We start from the raw sequence: 19,251 nt of genomic DNA, 5'->3' as shown, positions 1-19,251 counted from the left end.
GCCATGGGAGACCCAAAAGGATTCATCAAAATAAGAAGGAAAGAAGCCGGAAACCGGCCCATACATGACCGCATTCATGATTATGGAGAAGTGGAACAGACATTAAACACTGAAGACCGTAAACTACAGGCTTCCAGGTGTATGGATTGCGGAGTTCCGTTTTGCCACTGGGCCTGCCCGGTGCATAGCAATATACCCGACTGGCAGGACGCCATTTATCGGGGTGACTGGCAAGAAGCCAGTGATATACTTCATGCAACGAACGACTTTCCAGAATTCACCGGAAGGGTTTGCCCTGCTCCCTGTGAAATCAGTTGTACACTAGCCATTAATGACGATTCGGTCACCATCCGTGAAAACGAAGCCTCGATAGTAGAACGTGCATTTGCGGACGGACTTATCAAACCCCGCCCGCCTTTGCTCCGTAGAAATAAAAAAGTGGCCGTCATCGGATCCGGTCCTGCAGGATTATCTGCTGCTGCCAGACTCAATCGCATAGGATACCGGGTAGAAGTATTTGAAAAGGATGATGCGGCAGGAGGTCTTTTACGTTACGGAATACCCGACTTTAAGCTGAACAAAAAGATAATTGACCGCAGATTGAACCTACTGGAACAGGAAGGTATTTCATTCCGTACAAGTGTGGAAGTGGGGAAAGATATCTCTGCCAGGGATTTGCTGCATTCATTTGATGCCATCTGCCTGGCTTTAGGTGCCCGGGAGCCCAGAGATCTGAAGATACCCGGGCGCGAACTGCAAGGTATTTACTTTGCCATGGATTTTCTTTCCAATCAAAACAGGTTGGCGCGAAAACATCCATCAAACGGGGAGACTGCAATCCATGCCAAAAACAAACATGTGGTTGTCATAGGCGGAGGAGATACAGGCTCCGATTGTGTGGGCACAGCAAACCGCCAGGGAGCCCAAAGCATTACCCAGTTGGAAATTTTACCCAAACCACCGGATAATAAGGGTTCCAATCCCAACTGGCCCTGGCCGCAAAAAACTCTAAAGACCTCATCGTCCCATGAAGAAGGCTGTCAACGTATATGGAGCGTGGCCAGCAAAAGATTTATCGGCTCGGATAACAGGGTGAAAGAAATCGAAATTGTCGATATTACCTGGCAAAAGGATAAAAATGGCCGGATGCAGATGAAAGAAATTGAATCGAGCAAAAGAACCATTAAGGCCGATCTGGTACTGCTGGCTATGGGTTTTGTCCATCCCGTCCATGAAGGTTTATTGAACAGCCTGAATGTAGAATACGATGAGCGTGGAAATGTTAAAAGAGAGGATATGCAGCAAACCTCGGTCGACAAAGTGTTTGTTGCGGGCGATGCAACGGAGGGAGCAAATCTTGTCGTAACAGCTATATATTCAGGTATACTGGCAGCAAGGAATATTGATGCGTATCTTGACCTATAACGAAAGAACGATAGCGCAAGGGGGCGAGGGAGCGAAAAGAACGAGAGCACGAAAGAACGAAAGAACGAGAAAATGGAAAGACGGTAAGACGAAAATAGTAGTGAATAAATATTAGAACACAGATGACACGGATTATACGGATAAACACGGATTATATTAATCAGTGTAAATCCGTCCGATCCGTGTCATCTGTGTTCCAAAAATTTAACAATAACCATTTATCTATCTACTCTGTTTACCTTTATGAACATCGGGTTTGCCATCCTGGTTCTACTCACCGTAATATTCAAATTATCCTGAAAAAACACTTTTTTGTCTTTTCTATAGCTGGAATGTATTACAAAAACTTTTCCCCAATAAAATTATCCGGATTCTGATCTTTTGTTTTCTTTGCAGAGCCAAATGCATATTGTATGAGAAAAGAATATATCAAGCCGGGAGTGCCGTTTGACCCCTCCAGGTTTCCTTTTCCGTATGCCTGGATGGTACTTTTTGTAGGCATCATTGGTTTTGTGATGAGTGTACCGGGGCAGACTCTTGGTGTTTCGGCCTTTACCGATTATCTAATAGAAGATTACGGACTGACGAGAAACCAGCTTAGCATGGCATACATGGGCGGAACACTTGTCAGCGGGCTTATTATCGGAAGGGCCGGTAAACTTTATGATATATACGGGGCAAGGATCATTGCCATATTGGCTGCCGTAATGATTGGAATTGTACTGGTATATTTAACCCATCTGAATTTTATAGCCAGTTCAATCAGCCAGGCATTGCCGGTGCTCAATAAGACCATCATTACGATTATACTCTGTGTTATTGGATTTTTCACCCTTCGATTTTTTGGCCAGGGCGTACTTACCATGACCAGCAGGAACATGGTGATGAAGTGGTTCGAGAACCGCAGGGGGCTGGCCAATGGTTTTCTGGGCGTATTTGTTGCATTTTCCTTTTCCCTGTCACCCCAGATATTCAACGAGGGCATCAATGCAGTAGGCTGGAGGGATACCTGGCTGATTACCGCACTTATCGCGGGTGTGGGGTTTCCGCTGTTGGTTTTCGTATTTTACAGGGACAATCCGGAACAATGCAATTGTAACGTTGACGGCACAAAAAAGTATCTGGCCAAAGAGAAATCAAAATCTACGCCCAGGTTAAAAGATTTCACCTTAAAGGAGGCAATCAGAACCTATTCATTCTGGGTGTTCAATCTCTCCCTTGCTATACATGCACTGGTCATTACCGCGTTAACCTTTCATATTGCATCAATTTTTGAGGTAGCAGACTTGAGTCAGGAAAAAGCCGTTTCTGTTTTTCTTCCCGGTTCCATTATATCCGTCGTATTGAACTTTAGCAGTAGCTGGTTGAGTGATTTTACCAAACTTAAATATCTTTTAATGGCACATCTGAGCGGTTTGTTACTCCTCCTTCTGTCAATAGTTCTACTAAAACCGTTACCTGTAGGATATTGGCTTGTTATCATAGGTTATGGAATTTCAATGGGCCTGTTCAGTGTCATTTCGAATGTTACCTGGCCACGCTTCTTTGGGATAGGCCATCTTGGCTCTATTTCCGGTTATGTTCTGGGATGGTCAGTTGTGGCCAGTTCTATCGGCCCTTATTTTTTTAGTCTGTCGCATGACCTTACCGGTCGTTACACGGCCAGTGCATTCATTTGTCTGGGCATCGTGTTTGTGTTGCTGATGCTATCCTTTAAAGCAGAGAATGTAAACAGAAATATTTAGCTCAATTATTCTACCATTTATTTAACCCACGCTCACCATAATTACCTAAATACCAATAAAATTATTTTGACTGAAGGTACTCCGGATACTTATCCGCTTCTATACCGATACTTTCTAAGGGGATCGGTTCAAATCCAAGCTCATAGGCTGGAGAATCATCATCCAACTGGAAATTCTCCGGTGGTTTGCCCACAAAATGGGGATCCTTGTTGACAAGATTATCCTTAAAAAGAAGGTATTGCCTGGCCTTTTCATTAATATCGTTCCAGTTCTTTCCCACAAAGATATTTTGCCGGACTATATTTCCTTTGGGAGCGGCCGGTTCATCCTCGAGAATATCCACAAGCCCGGGATAGTGCTTGCGCCATATTTCAGATTGATAGGGCATGGCATTTAGACGTTCCTTCATCGTGGTATTCACATGGTAGCTTGCCCAGCCCAGTGCACGGGCATCCATGTGCATGGCATTCCGACAGTTCACAAAGATGTTATTCTCAACCACATTATCTCTACCACCCCCGATAAATGCAGCGCGTGTCACATTATAGAACACATTACCGGATATCCTGGTGCCACAGAACATGTCATCCAGATACACTCCCACTGCACCCTCAGACTTGAATCCATTAATATCATGAAGGTAGTTGTGGCGAATCACCGTGCCGCGCATCGTCCAGTCCCTGCCTGCATAAATGGCTCCTGCATCATTGGATTCGAGGCAAACATCATGGATCTCGTTAAATTCAATGATGTGGTTGTTTCCGCTAAAACCAATGGCCATATGGGGAGCATGGTGAAAATGATTGTGGGCAATAAGGTTACCTACTCCGCTAAGGCTGACAGCAGGAGTATACATGCGGTTCCATCGGGCGTAATGGTGAATATGTGTATTATAAACATATAGATTGGCGGGAGTAAGGGTTTTGCGGCTTCCACCATTCAGAGAAACACCTCCTTCACCGGTCCCGTATATCTCAGAGCCGTAAACACCACTTTCAGTAGCATCTGAAATTTGGACGGCATAATCTCCAACATTTCTGATAATACAGTCAATGATATGGTTTTGAGTTCCTCCATGTATTACAACAGCCGTTTCCCGGCAGGCTTCAAGTGTAACTCCCCTAACCCGCACATGGGAAACATCATTGGTTTCTATCAGGCCTGGAATTAAAGAAACCACCGCATCCCCGCTATCAATGCTCGCGGGCGGCCAAAAATAGAGCATCCCCTCCTCCCGGTCCACATAATATTCGCCTGGCCGGTCAAGCTCCGCCAGGATATTAAATCCATAAAACCACTGCCCCACTCGATATCCATAGTTGTGATAAGGAGGTTCTACGGAGATGATCTGTTTGGCAGTATCTAAAGATTTTATTGCATGACGCTGATCGGACCAATCCCAGAACCAGTAGCCATGAACCCAGGCATCCTTTTCTCCTATCCAGCGTTCAGGCCGTTCGCCTTCGTACATGAATTTACCGGTTTTGCTTCCTTCTATTCCATGTACATTGCGTGTGCCCGGTTCCACAAGACCGGTGATCTTCATAAAGCCCTCGTTAGGTCCCCGTGCTAAAGTCATAGGCTTTTCCTGAAAAAATAGCTCTAGCCCGTCGTCTTTTACCTGTCCATAATTATTAATATCAAGTGATTTCAGGTCGGCCCGAACTACCTGATCACGGGCCTCAGACGGGAGAAGCTCCAGAACCGCTTTATCAGATACCTTTTCCCAATCTGATACAGCCTTGCCTCCAATAATCCGGACATCTTCTCCGGGATATCCACGGTAAACGATCGGATTTCTTTCATTTCCCGAATCCTCAGTAGTCAGCTCAAAGACTTTATCTCGTGCATAAATGCCACCTCTTAACGAGATAATTACCTTTTTTTCACGATTGATACTGCGTGCGGCATCACGGGCTTGCTCAAGGGTTCTGAAAGGTTTGGCTTCAGTACCTGAATAGGTATCGCTGCCCTGAGGTGAGACAAATATCTCCGTCTTATCAGACTGGGCGATACCCTGAGTTATAATACTCATGAATAAAAGCGAAACAAAAACAGTTGTTTTCAACCTCCTGGTTTTTTGAGAAACGGAGACTTTAGATAGGCGCATTGGGCTGGTGCATTTTTATAATTTACAGATAATAAGTTGTTTTCTAGTATAGTTTCTTCTTTAAAGATAGGCTATAAATTAGATAAAACCAAATACCCCAAGCAGCTTCAATGCAGATCCAAAAATTACCACAAGCAGTATATATCGCACATATCTGGCACCCCATGATACGGCAAATCTGGATGCTACAAAAGCACCAAGCATATTCCCGAGGGCCAGAATCAGCCCTATCTTCCAGTTAACCTGATCGTTCATGAAAAAAATAGCCAGGGCAAAAGGAGTATAAATCAATATGATCAGCAATTTTATGGCATTGGCCTTCACTACATCAAGGCCGGCTCCAAGTACCAGACCGGCCAGAAGAAAAATCCCAACCCCGGCCTGAATAAATCCTCCGTATATGCCAATTAAAAAAAAGATGATAAACTGAAGCATGGTGGGTTTTGACCTTACAAGTCCGGCCTGATCTTTTACCCATTGAGCAGGCTTGTAAAGGATCAGAAAGAACATGGCGATCAGTAAAATTCCAATGACCCGCTCCATAACCGATTCTTCAAGCCCAATTGCAATCTGGGCACCCAGCAAAGAACCGGCTACAGCCGGCAGTGCAAGCCATAATCCCATCCGAACATTCAATACTTTTTGTTGCCGGAAACTGCTTACTCCAACCACATTCTGCAGAAAAATCGCAATCCGGTTGGTTCCATTGGCCACATTGGCAGGCAATCCCAAAAACATGAGCATAGGAAGGGTTAACAGAGACCCGCTACCGGCAAGGGTATTGATGAATCCGGCAAAAAAACCTACTCCGATTACGGCAAGAACGAGATACCACTCCATATTCAAATAAATTCAAAGCATTTTAGACTGACAGACACTATATAACCAATAAATACCATTTAAAAAGGGGGTTACCAACTAACCCCCTTAATAATACAACAATCCAACCCCTTTTTTAATAGGCAAACAACGGATACTGATTCATCGTTTCATGAACCTTCCATTTGATATCCTGGATCACATTTCCATCCTCAATATTGGTAATGATATCGTCAATATATTCCACCACCAGTTTGATCTTATCTTCCTTGATCCCCCGTGTAGTTATTGCAGCAGTTCCCAGCCGCATGCCGGAGGTTTTCAACGGTGGCCTGGAGTCAAACGGAACCATATTCTTATTAATGGTAATGTCTGCCTTAATAAGCGCATCTTCCACATCTTTTCCGCTTACATCGGGAACTTTTGTTCGCAGATCAATCAACATGGAGTGGTTATCCGTTCCACCGGAAATCACCTTATATCCTTTCTCATCGAATTGTTCTGCCATTACGCGGGCATTCTTCTGAACCTGCTGCTGATAATCCTTGAATTCCGGTTCAAGAGCCTCTGCAAATCCCACTGCCTTCGAAGCAATGACGTGCTCCAAAGGACCACCCTGAGTACCGGGAAATACCGCTGAGTTCAGCAGGCCTGACATTTTTCTCACAGTGCCTTTTTTGGTTGTTATTCCCCAGGGATTTTCAAAGTTTTTGCCCATCAGTATAATACCTCCTCTGGGTCCCCGCAGGGTTTTATGGGTTGTTGACGTAACAATATGGGCATATTCCAGTGGATTTTCAAGCAAACCGGCTGCAATCAGGCCCGCAGGATGAGCCATATCCACCATGAAAATGGCACCTACATCATCAGCGATTTCCCGCATGCGTTTATAATCCCAGTCACGGGAATAGGCTGATGCCCCGCCAATAATTAGCTTAGGTTTCTCTTTTTTAGCTATTTCCTCCATCTGGTCATAGTCAACAAGACCCGTATCCTCTTTCACGCTGTAGGATACAGCATGGTAAAGCTTACCCGAAAGGTTAACCGGTGATCCATGAGTTAAATGCCCGCCATGGGAAAGATCCAGTCCCATTATGGTATCGCCCGGGTTCAATGTTGCCAGAAATACAGCAGCATTGGCCTGTGCCCCTGAATGAGGCTGAACATTGGCATACTCTGCATTGAATAATTCCTTAACCCGATCTATGGCAAGTTGTTCTGACTGGTCTACTACTTCACAACCACCGTAATACCGTCTGCCGGGATAACCTTCAGCATACTTGTTGGTCATGCAGGAACCCATGGCTTCCAGCACTTGCTCACTTACAAAGTTCTCGGAAGCAATCAATTCAATCCCATTTAACTGACGTTGCCGTTCCTGTTCAATTAAATCAAAAATTTTGGTGTCTCTTTTCATAATCGAAAAATTTTGTTTTCTGAAAACAGTTCAGGTCAAAATTACTTATTTAATCTATGAATAAAAAAAATTAGCCCGTTTTTTACTTAACATATATAATGAAACGACTATTTGCAAAGGTATTTTAAAGTATCAGTGAACCAACAAACACTTTCATTGTACCTTCCTGTAAAATATACAACTTTGCAAAAAATATTGATCAAAGCAAAACAATAACAGAAAATGAAAACGAATGTGCTTTTCCCGGAGTTCAATGAAAGCATTGATTTTAACAATCTAACTGCCGGGCAAATAAAAGAGGCTAAAGATGAAACCATCTCTTACGTTGAAAAGATTATCCGGGAAATAACAGACGATAAAAAAGAGCAACGTACTTATCACAATACACTCAGACGTTTTGACGATCTGATCAATGAACTTGAACGGGTTCACTCGTCCATTTTCCTTATGGCTTATGTTCATCCCGGAGCGGAAATACGGGAGGAATCTTTGAACAGCATCAAAGAACTAAGCAGGCTGGAGAACAGAATCAAAATGGATGTAGAGCTTTATCAGGCCATTAAAGACTATTCCCAAACTGAAGAAGCAACCCGTCTTGAAGAAGCAGCAAAAAAGTTTCTGGATGATACCATCCGCGATTTTGAACAAAACGGACTGGGACTGCCAGAGGAAAAACGCACGGAGATCAAAAAAATCCAGGACGAAATATCAGAGCTGGGCATTCAGTTCGAATCCAATATCACTGCCTATCAGGATTCACTGATTGTTGGTGAAAAGGAAATGGAAGGGCTGCCCGAAGACTACAAGCAAGCCCGAAAAACCGAAGATGGCAACTATAAAATTGATCTCACCTATCCCTCCTACTTTCCATTCATGAAATATTCCGAATCTGACAGGGCAAGAAAGGAACTATCCAGAAGATTCAAGAATATTGCTTCGGACAAGAATCTGGAAGTGCTGATTAACCTTCTAAAAAAAAGAAAAAAGCTTTCACGCTTACTGGGTTATGGGTCTTACGCCGCCTATATACTGGAAAATAGAATGGCTGAAAACCCTTCAGCAGTCTGGGACTTTGAACAGACCCTCCGGGATAAGGTATATGAAAAAGCCAGGGAGGATTATGAGAAACTGCTGGACAAAAAGAAACAAAAAACTGAAGGAAATCCGCAGAAAATAGAACCCTGGGAGGCTACATACTACAAAACATTATTATTACGGGAGGATTATCAACTCGATGATGAACAAGTCAAGCGTTATTTTGAGCTAGACCGGGTGATCAGGGGGCTGTTTGAAGTAGCCGGTAAGCTCTTCGGTCTGGAATTCAAGGAAGTTGAAAATCCCTCTGTATGGCATGAAGACGTCAGATTATTTGAAGTATATTCGGAAGGTCAACTAAGGGGAAGGTTCTACATGGATCTTTTCCCCCGTGATAATAAATTCAATCATGCCGCGTGTTTCACTATCATTCCGGGCAAAGAAACAGAAAAAGGATACCAGAAGCCCACAGCCACCCTGGTAACCAACTTTCCACGCCCCACGAAAGAATCGCCTGCATTGCTGCCGCATTCCGATGTGGTAACCCTTTTTCATGAATTTGGGCATCTGATGCACGATTTACTGACAAAAGCTCCCTTATCCGCACAATCAGGGACAAGTACAAAAAGAGATTTCGTTGAAGTACCCTCTCAACTGTTTGAACACTGGGCATGGGAATATGAATCCCTGAATAAATTTGCACAGCATGATCAAACAGGAGAAAAGTTACCTAAAGCATTGCATCAGAAAATGTTGGATACAAAAAATGTGGATTCTGGCCTCTTTGTCCTCCAGCAAATATTTTATGCAATGCTGGATATGACCTTTCACGATCGCTATGATCCCGATAATGACTTCAGAAGTACTACTGAAGTAGTAAAAGAGTTACAAAACAACATCACTTTGTTTGATTATATGGAAGATACACATTTTGAGGCCGGTTTCGGCCATCTATACGGTTATGCGGCAGGTTACTATGGTTACATGTGGGCTAAGGTGTATGCTGAAGACATGTTCTCACTATTCAGGAAAAGCGGGAATTTTAACGCCCGGTTGGGTGAGAAGCTCAAAAAAGAAGTACTTGAAAGAGGTGCTTCAAGAGAGGAATCCAGGATAGTCAGAGAATTCCTGGGCAGAGAGCCCGGTTACGATGCATTTCTGGAATCAATAGGAATGAAGTAAACTCAATAAACAAATTTGGTCTTTTGTTGTAATAAGGTAAAGATTATAATCGTTAAACAAACGAAAACCAGAGATTAATAAGTTAAAAAAAAGAGGATTATTATGATAAAATACAATCAAATCTTAAAATATGGAGTGGGAGCCGTAACGGCTATTGTTATCCTTACATTAGGGCTTAACCCCGCTGCAGCCCAGGAAGAAATTGAAGAAGAGATATATAGAAGAGACTCTCTTATCCAGCGGGTAGGAATGGAAAATATTGATACTTCATACACGTGGGAATGGAATCAGGATTCCAGCAGATGGGATCTTTACGGAAGAAATTTGAAATTTTTCAAACAGAACCAAAGCCTGCTTGCTGAGCTGAATCAAAGATGGAATCCCGCGGATTATGAATTCGTCAACCATCAAAGAACAATACAAAGCTATAACGAGAGCGAGAAACCAGTTGAAATTCTTGAACAGGAATGGGATACGACAAGAAACGACTGGGTTAACCTGCAGCTTAGAACCCTGACTTATGATAACCGGGGGAATAAGAGTGAAGTGCTTTACCAGGAATGGAAAAAAGCAGTTGGCCGATGGGTCAATATTACCCGCTATTTAATGGATTACAACAGAATGGGGGAAAGAAGCAATATTGTAATCAAGGCTTATGAACCCGAAGCGGATCGCTGGTACAACCATCAAAGATATCTCTTTCAGTATGACGGATCAAGATATCCCCATGCTGCCCTTGTTGAAGGCTGGAACAGAAGCGCCCGGGAATGGCAAAAGAAGGGCAGGTATGAAATGAAACACAATTATAGAGGTCAAAAGACAATGGAAAGCAGGGCTACCTGGAACGAAAGCCTTGAAGACTATATCAACGGAATACGATATCTGATAGATTATGAAAAGAGAAAAAAATCGAGCGAAATACTTCAGCACTATGATTATGCTGCAAAAGAATGGAATAATAGAAGACAAGTAAAGTTGGAATACAACGAAGAAGGCGAATTGAAGGAAGAGCTAACATACCGCTGGGACAACAATGATCAGGAGTGGACCCTTAAAAGAAGAATGAGATATACGATGAAAGAACCTGAATTAGAGAAAAAGAAAGAAAATAAAACTCAGTCCCTTCGATAACAACAACTTATAAGGTATAATTTTCAAGTAAGCGGGAAGCACAGCAAGCATGTGTTTCCCGCTTTTTATTTTCGATTACATGCCTGCCGAATCACGTCTTTATGCAGGAATGATAAGCCGATAGCCTTTTTCATGGAAAGTGGGTATAACCAAACTGATTGTTTATGTTTTTATATCTGATTTTTAAACAAAGGTAAGTAGCTCCTTGTATAATATACAATAAAAATATATACAAGAAATATGCGCCGAATCGCATTATTGGGACTATTATCATTTTTCACCGGAATCGGATTAAATGCTTTTGCACAATCGGGAAATGGAGTGATCAAAGGAAAAATTTACAATGCCAAAAACAATGAGCCTGTTCCCTTTGCCAACATAATTATCCGGCAAACCGATATCGGCACGGCTTCCGATATTGACGGTGAATTCAAATTTACTGGGATAGAACCTGGCTACGTGGAGCTAAAAGTCTCCTCTGTAGGATATGAAACCTATATTACCGAATCTTTTATGGTGACCAACGCCAGACCCGCTTATATTGAGATACCCCTCAGTGAAAAGAGCGAAGAAATTGAAGAAGTGAGGATTACAGCCTCTCCCTTTCGTTTGGATAAGGAAAGTCCGGTTTCAATGCGTCGTATTGGTGTAGAACAGATCGAAAAAAGTCCCGGTGCGAACAGAGATATTTCAAGGGTAATACAGTCTTTCCCGGGAGTTGCATCCAGTGTCTCCTTCAGAAATGATATCATTGTTCGGGGTGGAGGGCCCGGTGAAAACAGTTTTTATCTGGATGAAGTAGAAATCCCCAATATCAATCATTTCGCCACCCAAGGTGCTTCAGGAGGACCCGTGGGCATCATCAATGTTGATTTTATCCGGGAAGTAGATTTTTACTCGGGAGCGTTCCCATCCAACCGGGGCAATGCCTTAAGTTCGGTTTTAGAGCTTAAGCAAATCAATGGAAACAAAGATAATGTTGAAGTTCAGGGTGCCATAGGTGCTTCTGAAGCTTCCCTGACCTTTGACGGGCCGATCAGTGACAATACCACCTTTGTTTTTTCGGCACGGCGGTCATATCTTCAACTATTGTTTGATGCCCTGGAACTCCCGTTTTTGCCTACCTTCAATGATTTCCAGTTCAAATCAAAAACCCGCTTCAATGATAAAAACGAGCTCAGGCTGATCGGACTGGGAGCCATTGATGATTTTGATCTCAATACAGATGCCAACGAAACCGAATCCCAGCAATATATCCTCGACTATATTCCTGTAAACACGCAGCGAAACTATACCATAGGAGCGGTTTACAAACACTATCGGGATAACGGAAATGACACCTGGGTACTTAGCCGGAACTATCTGAGAAACAGATCTTATAAATATCAAAACAATCAGGAAGTGGACTCTCTTAAACGCCTGGATTATACTTCGGATGAAGCCGAGACAAAATTTCGGTATGAAAATACCACAATCACCAATGGTTACCGAATGAATGCCGGTTTAGGCCTTGAATATGCATCCTATACCAACAACACTTTCAGAAAATCCTTTGTAGGAGGCCAACCCTTTACCATTGACTATAACAGTACGCTGGACTTTTTTCAGTGGAATCTTTTCGGACAGATCAGCAAGAGTTATTTTAATGAAAAATTGTCGCTTTCTTTAGGCATTCGGGCCGATGCCAACAACTATTCCGAAAGCATGAGCAACCTGATTGATCAAGCATCCCCCAGATTTTCCCTTTCTTACCAGTTTGCGCCTGAATGGTCGCTCAACTTTAACACCGGCAGATTTTATCAGCTTCCACCCTATACCACACTTGGATTCAGTAACCAAGCGGGTGATCTGATCAACAAACAAAACGGATTGAAATATATTTCGGCAGACCATCTGGTGGGAGGTATTCAATTCCTGCCCGATGATGAATCCAAAATAAGTATTGAAGGCTTCTATAAAAACTATAACGATTATCCCTATTCGCTGGACGATTCCATATCCATAGCCAATAAAGGAGATGATTTTGGTTCTTATGGTGATGAAGAAGTTAAATCTGTTGCAGAAGGCAGAGCCTACGGACTGGAATTGCTTTTTCGCCATCAGAATCTTTTCGATATCAATATGATCCTTTCCTATACTTATGTCAGAAGTGAATTCAGAGAACTCAACAACCAGCTTGAGGTTACCAGCAATTATATCCCTTCTTCATGGGATAACAGGCATCTGCTTAAACTGACCGCAACCCGGGAATTCAAGAATAACTGGCAACTCGGGATGAAATGGAGATTTGTGGGAGGCTCACCCTACACTCCTCTCGACCGGCAAAAATCTGCTCAGATAGCCGCATGGGATGCCAGAGGCAGAGCATACCCAGACTACGACCGGCTAAATTCCAAAAGGTTAAACCCTTTTCATCAGCTTGATCTAAGAGTTGACAAGCAGTACTTCTTTGATAACTGGTCGCTGATGTTGTACTTTGATGTGCAAAATGTATATGATTTTACTGCTGATGAGCCGCCTGTATTCATAAGAAAAACAAATGAGGAAGGAGAGCCTTTGGTTGAACCGAACAATCCGGGCCGTTATGTACTGAAGCAACTGGACCTGGAAACATCAGGTAATATCTTGCCTTCTCTCGGCATAATCGTTGAATTCTAACTCACTTGTTACTACTGCAATATAAATAAACAGAATTATTGAGACTGGCTTTCTCTCAAACATTTGGAAACAACCATTCTACAGGCATTTTTATTCCCCATTTCACAAGCATTATGAAAGGCATCGCAGGCATTTAATTTATCCCCCTGCCTGAAATAACACATCCCAAGATTGTATTGGGCTAAATGGTTGTTGGGATCAAGCTCCAAAACCTTTTTAAAATCGGCCAGGGCATCTTCATACGCTTCCCTTTTATAATACAAATTTCCCCGGTATAAAAATACATTGGGGTTGGTCTGATCAATATCCAGTGCTTTTGAATAATGGTTCAGGGCCTCTTCAAAATTATTCTGTTTTTGATACGCCGCCCCCAGGTTAACATAAATTCTGTTCAACAATTTCGAATCCGTGTCATCAACAATTTCCAATGCATCATTCAAATGATCCATAGCCTCCTCATAACGCTCTCTGCCAATTGATGCTTCCCCGAGATATAAATAAAAAGCAGGTTGATCTTTATGCGTTTCCAACGAATTTTCAGCCAGTCTTCGTGCCCTGTTATATTTCTCCCTCAGAAGCAACACCCTTATCTTAGCTTTTAAAGCAAGGACATAGTTTTCGTTTATATCAAGCGCCTGATCGTACTTATCTTCCGCTGCTTTATAATCTTCCATGTCCACCATGTCATCGCCCATTTCAATGAGAGAATCTATAGCATTAGCATTCTGGGAGTATGCGTGATAACTCAATGAAAATAATCCGATAAAAAAACATATAGCAATGTATCTGACACGATTCCAATCCATAAATTCAATGTATTGATTTTTTGTTGTTATTGCGACGACAAAGTATTTTCAAATAAGGTCCTGTTAACGATAGATTTACCTAAAGTCAACTCATCGGCAAACTCCAGATCATTACCGACAGATATTCCCCTGGCAATAGTGGTTATCTTAACCGGGTAATCCCTGAACCTTTTATAAAGAAAGAAATTTGTCGTATCTCCTTCCATAGTTGTACTTAATGCAAGCACGATCTCTTGTACGGTTTTATCCTCAATTTTGTTATGTAAATTTTCAATATTTAAATCACCTGGTCCTATACCATCCATGGGAGAGATGATACCTCCCAGCACATGATAAATACCCTGATATTGATGGGTACTCTCTATAGCCATCACATCCCTGCTGTTTTCAACAACACAGACCAATGAATGATCCCGGTTGCTATCGGAACAAATGGGGCAAAGTTCATTATCTGAGATCACGTTACATGATTTACACCTTTTTATCTCACTACGCAGTTTGATGATGGTATTCCCAAACTGATTCACTTCCTCTTTTTCCCGGTTCAACAAGTGCAAGACCAGCCTTAATGCTGTCTTTCTTCCAATACCCGGGAGTTTGGCGAATTCGTCCACAGCTTCCTTCAACAGTTTGGAAGAAAAATTTTCAAGCTCCATGTAATCCTCCGAAATTTTTAGCTCAAAATTAAAAATATCCTGTTAAATACAGGAGATAACTTTTCATAGTTTTCATCCCATATCCCGGTCAGGTTTTTAATACTCTGGTCAAAGTAAGGCTACCAGTTTTTTTAGCTTTATTGATCATCATAAATTATTACATTCCTCATCTTTGTTTTACTGTTTTTTTATTATTCTTGTGCCCTTCTATAGGTTTTAATTTACAAATTACAGGCCATGCATCCAACAACAGTGCTCACCATCATCATCGGATATTTTGCCCTGCTATTGGTTATTTCCTACATTACCAGCAAGAACGCCACCAATTTGACCTTCTTTCTGGGCAACCGCCAATCTCCCTGGTACATCGTAGCATTCGGCATGATAAGTGCTACCCTTTCCGGGGTAACCTTCATATCTGTCCCCGGATACGTGATGGAGAGCAGTTTCTCCTACATGCAGATTGTTCTGGGATATCTTCTTGGATATTTTACCATTGCCAATGTACTAATGCCCCTGTACTACAGATTAAACCTCACTTCTATATACACCTATCTGGAAACACGCTTTGGCAAAAGCTCCTACAAAGCAGGAGCATCTTTCTTTATGCTTTCCAGAACAATAGGAGCTGCCTTCCGTCTTTTCATTATTGCCAACGTACTGCAAATAACCCTTTTCAACCAATGGAACATACCTTTCGAAGCTACAGTTGTGATTACCATCCTGCTGATCTGGCTTTATACTTTTAAGGGTGGTATTCGCACCATTATCTGGACCGATAGCCTCCAGACCTTATTCATGCTCACTGCTGTGGGTATCACAGTTTACATGATCACCCAGGAACTGAACATGAACTTTTCGGATATGGTACATACCATTTCTGACAGCACTTATTCCAGGATATTTTTCATTGAGAACTGGAACAATGAATACCATTTCATCAAGCAATTCCTTTCAGGAGCATTTATTGCCATTACCATGACAGGCCTTGACCAGGATATGATGCAAAAGAACCTGAGCTGCCGTAACATAAAAGAGGCAAAAAAGAACATGTACTGGTTCAGCATCGCTTTGATTCCGGTGAATCTCATGTTCATGTCTTTGGGGGCCTTACTGATCATCTATGCCAAAAGAGAAGGCATACCCCTACCCGACCAGTCAGATGACCTGTTTCCCATCATTGCCACACAGGGGTATTTAACTCCGGCAGTAGGAATATTCTTCCTTATCGGTATTGTAGCCGCCGCTTATTCAAGCGCAGATTCAGCACTCACTGCCCTTACCACCTCCTTTACCGTAGATATCCTTAACACCAAAGGCATGAAAGAAAAACCGCTCAAACGCCTCAGAAAGAAAGTGCATGTAGGGATGTCAATTGCTTTGGTCATCATCATCCTTATCTTTAATGCAATCAATGACAGGGCAGTAATATCAGCCTTGTTCACGGTGGCAGGATATACCTATGGTCCCCTGCTGGGGCTATATACCTTTGGCCTTTTTACAAAATACAAAGTTCGGGATAAATGGGTTCCTGTGGTTGCGGTACTTTCCCCTATAATTTGCGGCATTCTTAGCTATAATTCGGAAACCCTTTTCAACGGATACCAGTTCGGCTTCGAAATCTTAATCGTCAATGGATTCTTCACCCTGCTCGGATTGTTTTTGCTAAGAAAGAAAGGGGATTCAGATAAGAAGCAGGATGAAAAATCAGACTGAGGCGGGTAATGCAAGCAGCGAATAAATCACCACAAGTATTACCAATACTATGGCAACCGCCAGTATTACCCGAAGCTTGAGTGGCTGATTGCGAAAACCGGGAATCGTTCCTGTTACAACATCGATGGAACGTATTAAAGCACTGCGGGGAGGCTCTTCCTTTTCTACAGATAAATGACCACCCTCCTTCAATATTTTCACCGCCTCATCAACATCATTCTCAAGAATCCGCATTTTGATCGGACTGGCAGGCTCAGAGGCATGTGGAACCAGTTGAGCAGTGTATTCATTTTTAAGAAATACACGGATGCCCTGTGATTCAAGCTTTGTTTTAATCAAATGCGCTTCAGTAGAGTGCTTAAATGTTAATATGGTAACCCATTTTTCCATAAATGAAATGGTGCTTCAGCTTCTTTTTAAAACTTATAAGACAACCCGGCTCCGAAAACCTCCTTGAACTGTGTCCGTGGACCCATCACTACACCCTCTTCATTGACATAATTGATATCATCATCGTAAATCAGGGTTGTATTAAGGTTGGCGGACAGATATTCATTCACTTTCATAGAAATCAACACTTGCCAGTTTACATCCACGTTTTGGGGGGCTTTCAGGTAATTGGAAAATAAATCGAGTTTGGTATTAAGGGTTACGTTTTCCCAGATGTCCTGATTATATGTTATCTTGAAAAAACCACCAAACTCATTTCGTATTTTTTTCCCTTCTTTTACCCCAAATGCACCTCTGCTGGACAAGCTATCATCGAGCACAAACGTGGTTTTCCCGGTAACTGGCGATATCATTAAAGAGAAAGCATCACTGGGCTTATAATCCATACCTATGGACAGCAAAGTATAAGCCGGAGCCATAAAATCTGCAATTTGCTGTTTGGTACCTTCTTCCTCATTGTATTTGTAACCTTTATCGAACTGGGTCTTAAAATTAAATGAACCGCTGTAATACCAGTTGGAAGAGGTTTTATATCCATATTTGGACATCACTTCCAGCTTATCATCACTTTTCCTAACGCCCAGGGCTGATTGTCTGACTATTCCATACCCCATATCCAGCGAATTCTCCCAGCTTAATCTATCTCTCTTATAATTGGCATTCATGCTGACAAAACCATTTAAAGAATAAGAATTTTCACCGCCGGCAGCCCAATTTTGAAAGGAAACCTGAGAGAAGGTTAGAGATCCTGTGCCTCCTATTTTCCAGTTTTTGACCGTATCCTCATCGTTTTCCTGGGCTTGAGCCAAAACACTGAAAATCGTAAAAATTACTAAAAGGAATAAATGCCTGGTATTCATAATTAAATTTATTTATTGGTTTATAATAAAATGAACAAAATAAACCAAACGTGAGAGAAATACAAATTTAACAATCAACTTTCTATCAATAAAAAGTGAACATATATATTACCCGGTAAAAACAACGGTCATATTTTCCTGTAAACAAAACGAATAACCAATGTAAAGCCAAACGGGAGCAAAGTCAACAATGCGGCAATAAAAAACACGGTTCCAAGATCTGAAAAATTCAATATAAATCCAAACAGAGGAGGAGATATAGTTTGTCCGATATAGGTCATGGCCGTAAAACCCGAGACAACACCTGCCCTCAGATGAGAGGAAACCAATTCGGTCACCGTTGTGTTCAGGGTTGGGAATACCAGGCCAAAACCAACACCCCATATCACAATACAGGATATAAGATAAATAAAGCTCAGAGCTAGGGATATGAGAAACAAGCCGGTACCACAAAGAAGAAAGCCCAACGCAACGATTTGATATTTCTGGAAACGGTAATAAAGCTTGCCCGACTGGAAAGCGGTAATGGCTGCAATGAGGGATCCAACCGATAACAACATACCAGTGTACATTGTGGAAAGATTCAGCTCCTCTACTACAAGAATAGGACCATACACAATAAGACAAAATAAGAAAATGAATACAAAGAGATTGGAGCTATATACCCAGAGGGTTTTTTTGTCTTTCATTACCAAAAAGATGGTCTTAAAATAATCTTTAATGGAAGACTGATTGGGGATGGATGTATCTTCCAGTCTAAGAGAGATAAATATCGCCAGCGGAATTGCCAGGATATAAATATAAAAAGGATAGAACCATGCGATGGTAGCTATGGAGCCGGAAATAATAGGAATTGCCGTATTCACCAGCGATTGGGCGCTGCTTCGGTAACCCATAGCAGTAGCCCTGGCTTTCTCCTTAAAAATATCACCGATTAAAGTTACACCAAGGCCCATCATTCCGGCAGCCCCAATCCCCTGTAATGCACGCAGGATAAGAACCCCATAAAAAACATCGGTAAAGGCAATGGAAAAACCGGAGGCCCCATACAAAACTGCAGCAGGCACAAGCACCCGTTTCCTTCCGAAACGATCTGCCAACACACCGTGTACGGGGGTGGAAAACAGGGCAAAGAGCGTATATATGCTCATGACCAGGCCCACCATTTCCTGGGTGGTACCCAGGGGCTCTATCATAGAAGGCAATATCGGAGCAACGAGGCTTCCTCCGATTACAGCCAT

The 19,251-nt window shown here is 42.3% G+C and carries 14 protein-coding genes; 6 read left to right on the top strand and 8 right to left on the bottom strand.

Going from position 1 to position 19,251, the window contains the following annotated elements; all coding sequences use genetic code 11:
• Positions 1 to 3: 3 nt before the first annotated feature.
• Together KGY70_04755 and KGY70_04750 are read left to right on the top strand one after the other, a co-directional pair.
• The gene (locus KGY70_04755) at positions 4 to 1,425 is read left to right on the top strand and encodes a glutamate synthase subunit beta (GenBank protein MBS3774472.1); all 1,422 of its coding nucleotides are present in this window, start codon (positions 4 to 6) and stop codon (positions 1,423 to 1,425) included.
• Between the two features lie 413 nt (positions 1,426 to 1,838).
• Entirely contained in the window at positions 1,839 to 3,170 is a 1,332-nt protein-coding gene (locus KGY70_04750) for an MFS transporter (GenBank protein MBS3774471.1), read from the top strand.
• 61 nt (positions 3,171 to 3,231) lie between these two features.
• On the opposite strand, the gene KGY70_04745 is transcribed toward KGY70_04750, so the two are convergent.
• From KGY70_04745 to KGY70_04735, 3 genes are all read right to left on the bottom strand, one after another.
• Complete coding sequence (locus tag KGY70_04745) at positions 3,232 to 5,238, bottom strand: right-handed parallel beta-helix repeat-containing protein (protein ID MBS3774470.1); 2,007 nt, start codon at positions 5,236 to 5,238, stop codon at positions 3,232 to 3,234.
• A 120-nt stretch (positions 5,239 to 5,358) separates the two neighbouring features.
• Positions 5,359 to 6,120: a sulfite exporter TauE/SafE family protein gene (locus KGY70_04740; protein MBS3774469.1), complete on the bottom strand. Its 762-nt coding sequence runs from the start codon at positions 6,118 to 6,120 to the stop codon at positions 5,359 to 5,361.
• 115 nt (positions 6,121 to 6,235) lie between these two features.
• Positions 6,236 to 7,516 carry a serine hydroxymethyltransferase gene (locus tag KGY70_04735; GenBank protein ID MBS3774468.1) on the bottom strand — a complete coding sequence of 427 codons (1,281 nt, stop codon included), beginning with the start codon at positions 7,514 to 7,516 and terminating at the stop codon, positions 6,236 to 6,238.
• 222 nt (positions 7,517 to 7,738) lie between these two features.
• Here KGY70_04735 and KGY70_04730 point away from each other — a divergent pair, with 222 nt between their 5' ends.
• From KGY70_04730 to KGY70_04720, 3 genes are all read left to right on the top strand, one after another.
• Positions 7,739 to 9,733 (top strand): Zn-dependent oligopeptidase, encoded by a 1,995-nt coding sequence (locus KGY70_04730; protein MBS3774467.1) that lies wholly within the window; start codon positions 7,739 to 7,741, stop codon positions 9,731 to 9,733.
• A gap of 102 nt (positions 9,734 to 9,835) precedes the next feature.
• Complete coding sequence (locus tag KGY70_04725; protein MBS3774466.1) at positions 9,836 to 10,864, top strand: hypothetical protein; 1,029 nt, start codon at positions 9,836 to 9,838, stop codon at positions 10,862 to 10,864.
• Between the two features lie 240 nt (positions 10,865 to 11,104).
• A complete protein-coding gene (locus KGY70_04720) occupies positions 11,105 to 13,522 on the top strand; it encodes a TonB-dependent receptor (GenBank protein ID MBS3774465.1) in 2,418 nt (805 codons plus the stop codon).
• Positions 13,523 to 13,557: 35 nt separating this feature from the next.
• Here KGY70_04720 and KGY70_04715 read toward each other — a convergent pair whose 3' ends face one another.
• Positions 13,558 to 14,328: a tetratricopeptide repeat protein gene (locus tag KGY70_04715; GenBank protein MBS3774464.1), complete on the bottom strand. Its 771-nt coding sequence runs from the start codon at positions 14,326 to 14,328 to the stop codon at positions 13,558 to 13,560.
• 26 nt (positions 14,329 to 14,354) lie between these two features.
• Positions 14,355 to 14,984 (bottom strand): recombination mediator RecR, encoded by a 630-nt coding sequence (gene recR / locus KGY70_04710; GenBank protein MBS3774463.1) that lies wholly within the window; start codon positions 14,982 to 14,984, stop codon positions 14,355 to 14,357.
• Positions 14,985 to 15,221: 237 nt separating this feature from the next.
• Between recR and KGY70_04705 the strand changes: the two genes are divergently transcribed.
• Positions 15,222 to 16,700 (top strand): sodium:solute symporter, encoded by a 1,479-nt coding sequence (locus KGY70_04705; protein MBS3774462.1) that lies wholly within the window; start codon positions 15,222 to 15,224, stop codon positions 16,698 to 16,700.
• Here the strand turns inward: KGY70_04705 and KGY70_04700 are convergent.
• The 3 genes from KGY70_04700 to KGY70_04690 all read right to left on the bottom strand — a co-directional run.
• Entirely contained in the window at positions 16,692 to 17,090 is a 399-nt protein-coding gene (locus KGY70_04700; GenBank protein ID MBS3774461.1) for a DUF2007 domain-containing protein, read from the bottom strand. The two genes, KGY70_04705 and KGY70_04700, sit on opposite strands and share 9 nt — an antisense overlap.
• A gap of 26 nt (positions 17,091 to 17,116) precedes the next feature.
• Positions 17,117 to 18,010 (bottom strand): DUF3078 domain-containing protein, encoded by an 894-nt coding sequence (locus KGY70_04695; GenBank protein MBS3774460.1) that lies wholly within the window; start codon positions 18,008 to 18,010, stop codon positions 17,117 to 17,119.
• A gap of 128 nt (positions 18,011 to 18,138) precedes the next feature.
• The coding region (locus tag KGY70_04690) for an MFS transporter (GenBank protein ID MBS3774459.1) at positions 18,139 to 19,251 on the bottom strand (1,113 nt) is incomplete at its 5' end.

The sequence above is a fragment of the Bacteroidales bacterium genome (assembly GCA_018334875.1).
Classification (GTDB): Bacteria; Bacteroidota; Bacteroidia; order Bacteroidales; family UBA12077; genus JAGXLC01.
This window is presented reverse-complemented; position numbering and strand designations above follow the sequence as displayed.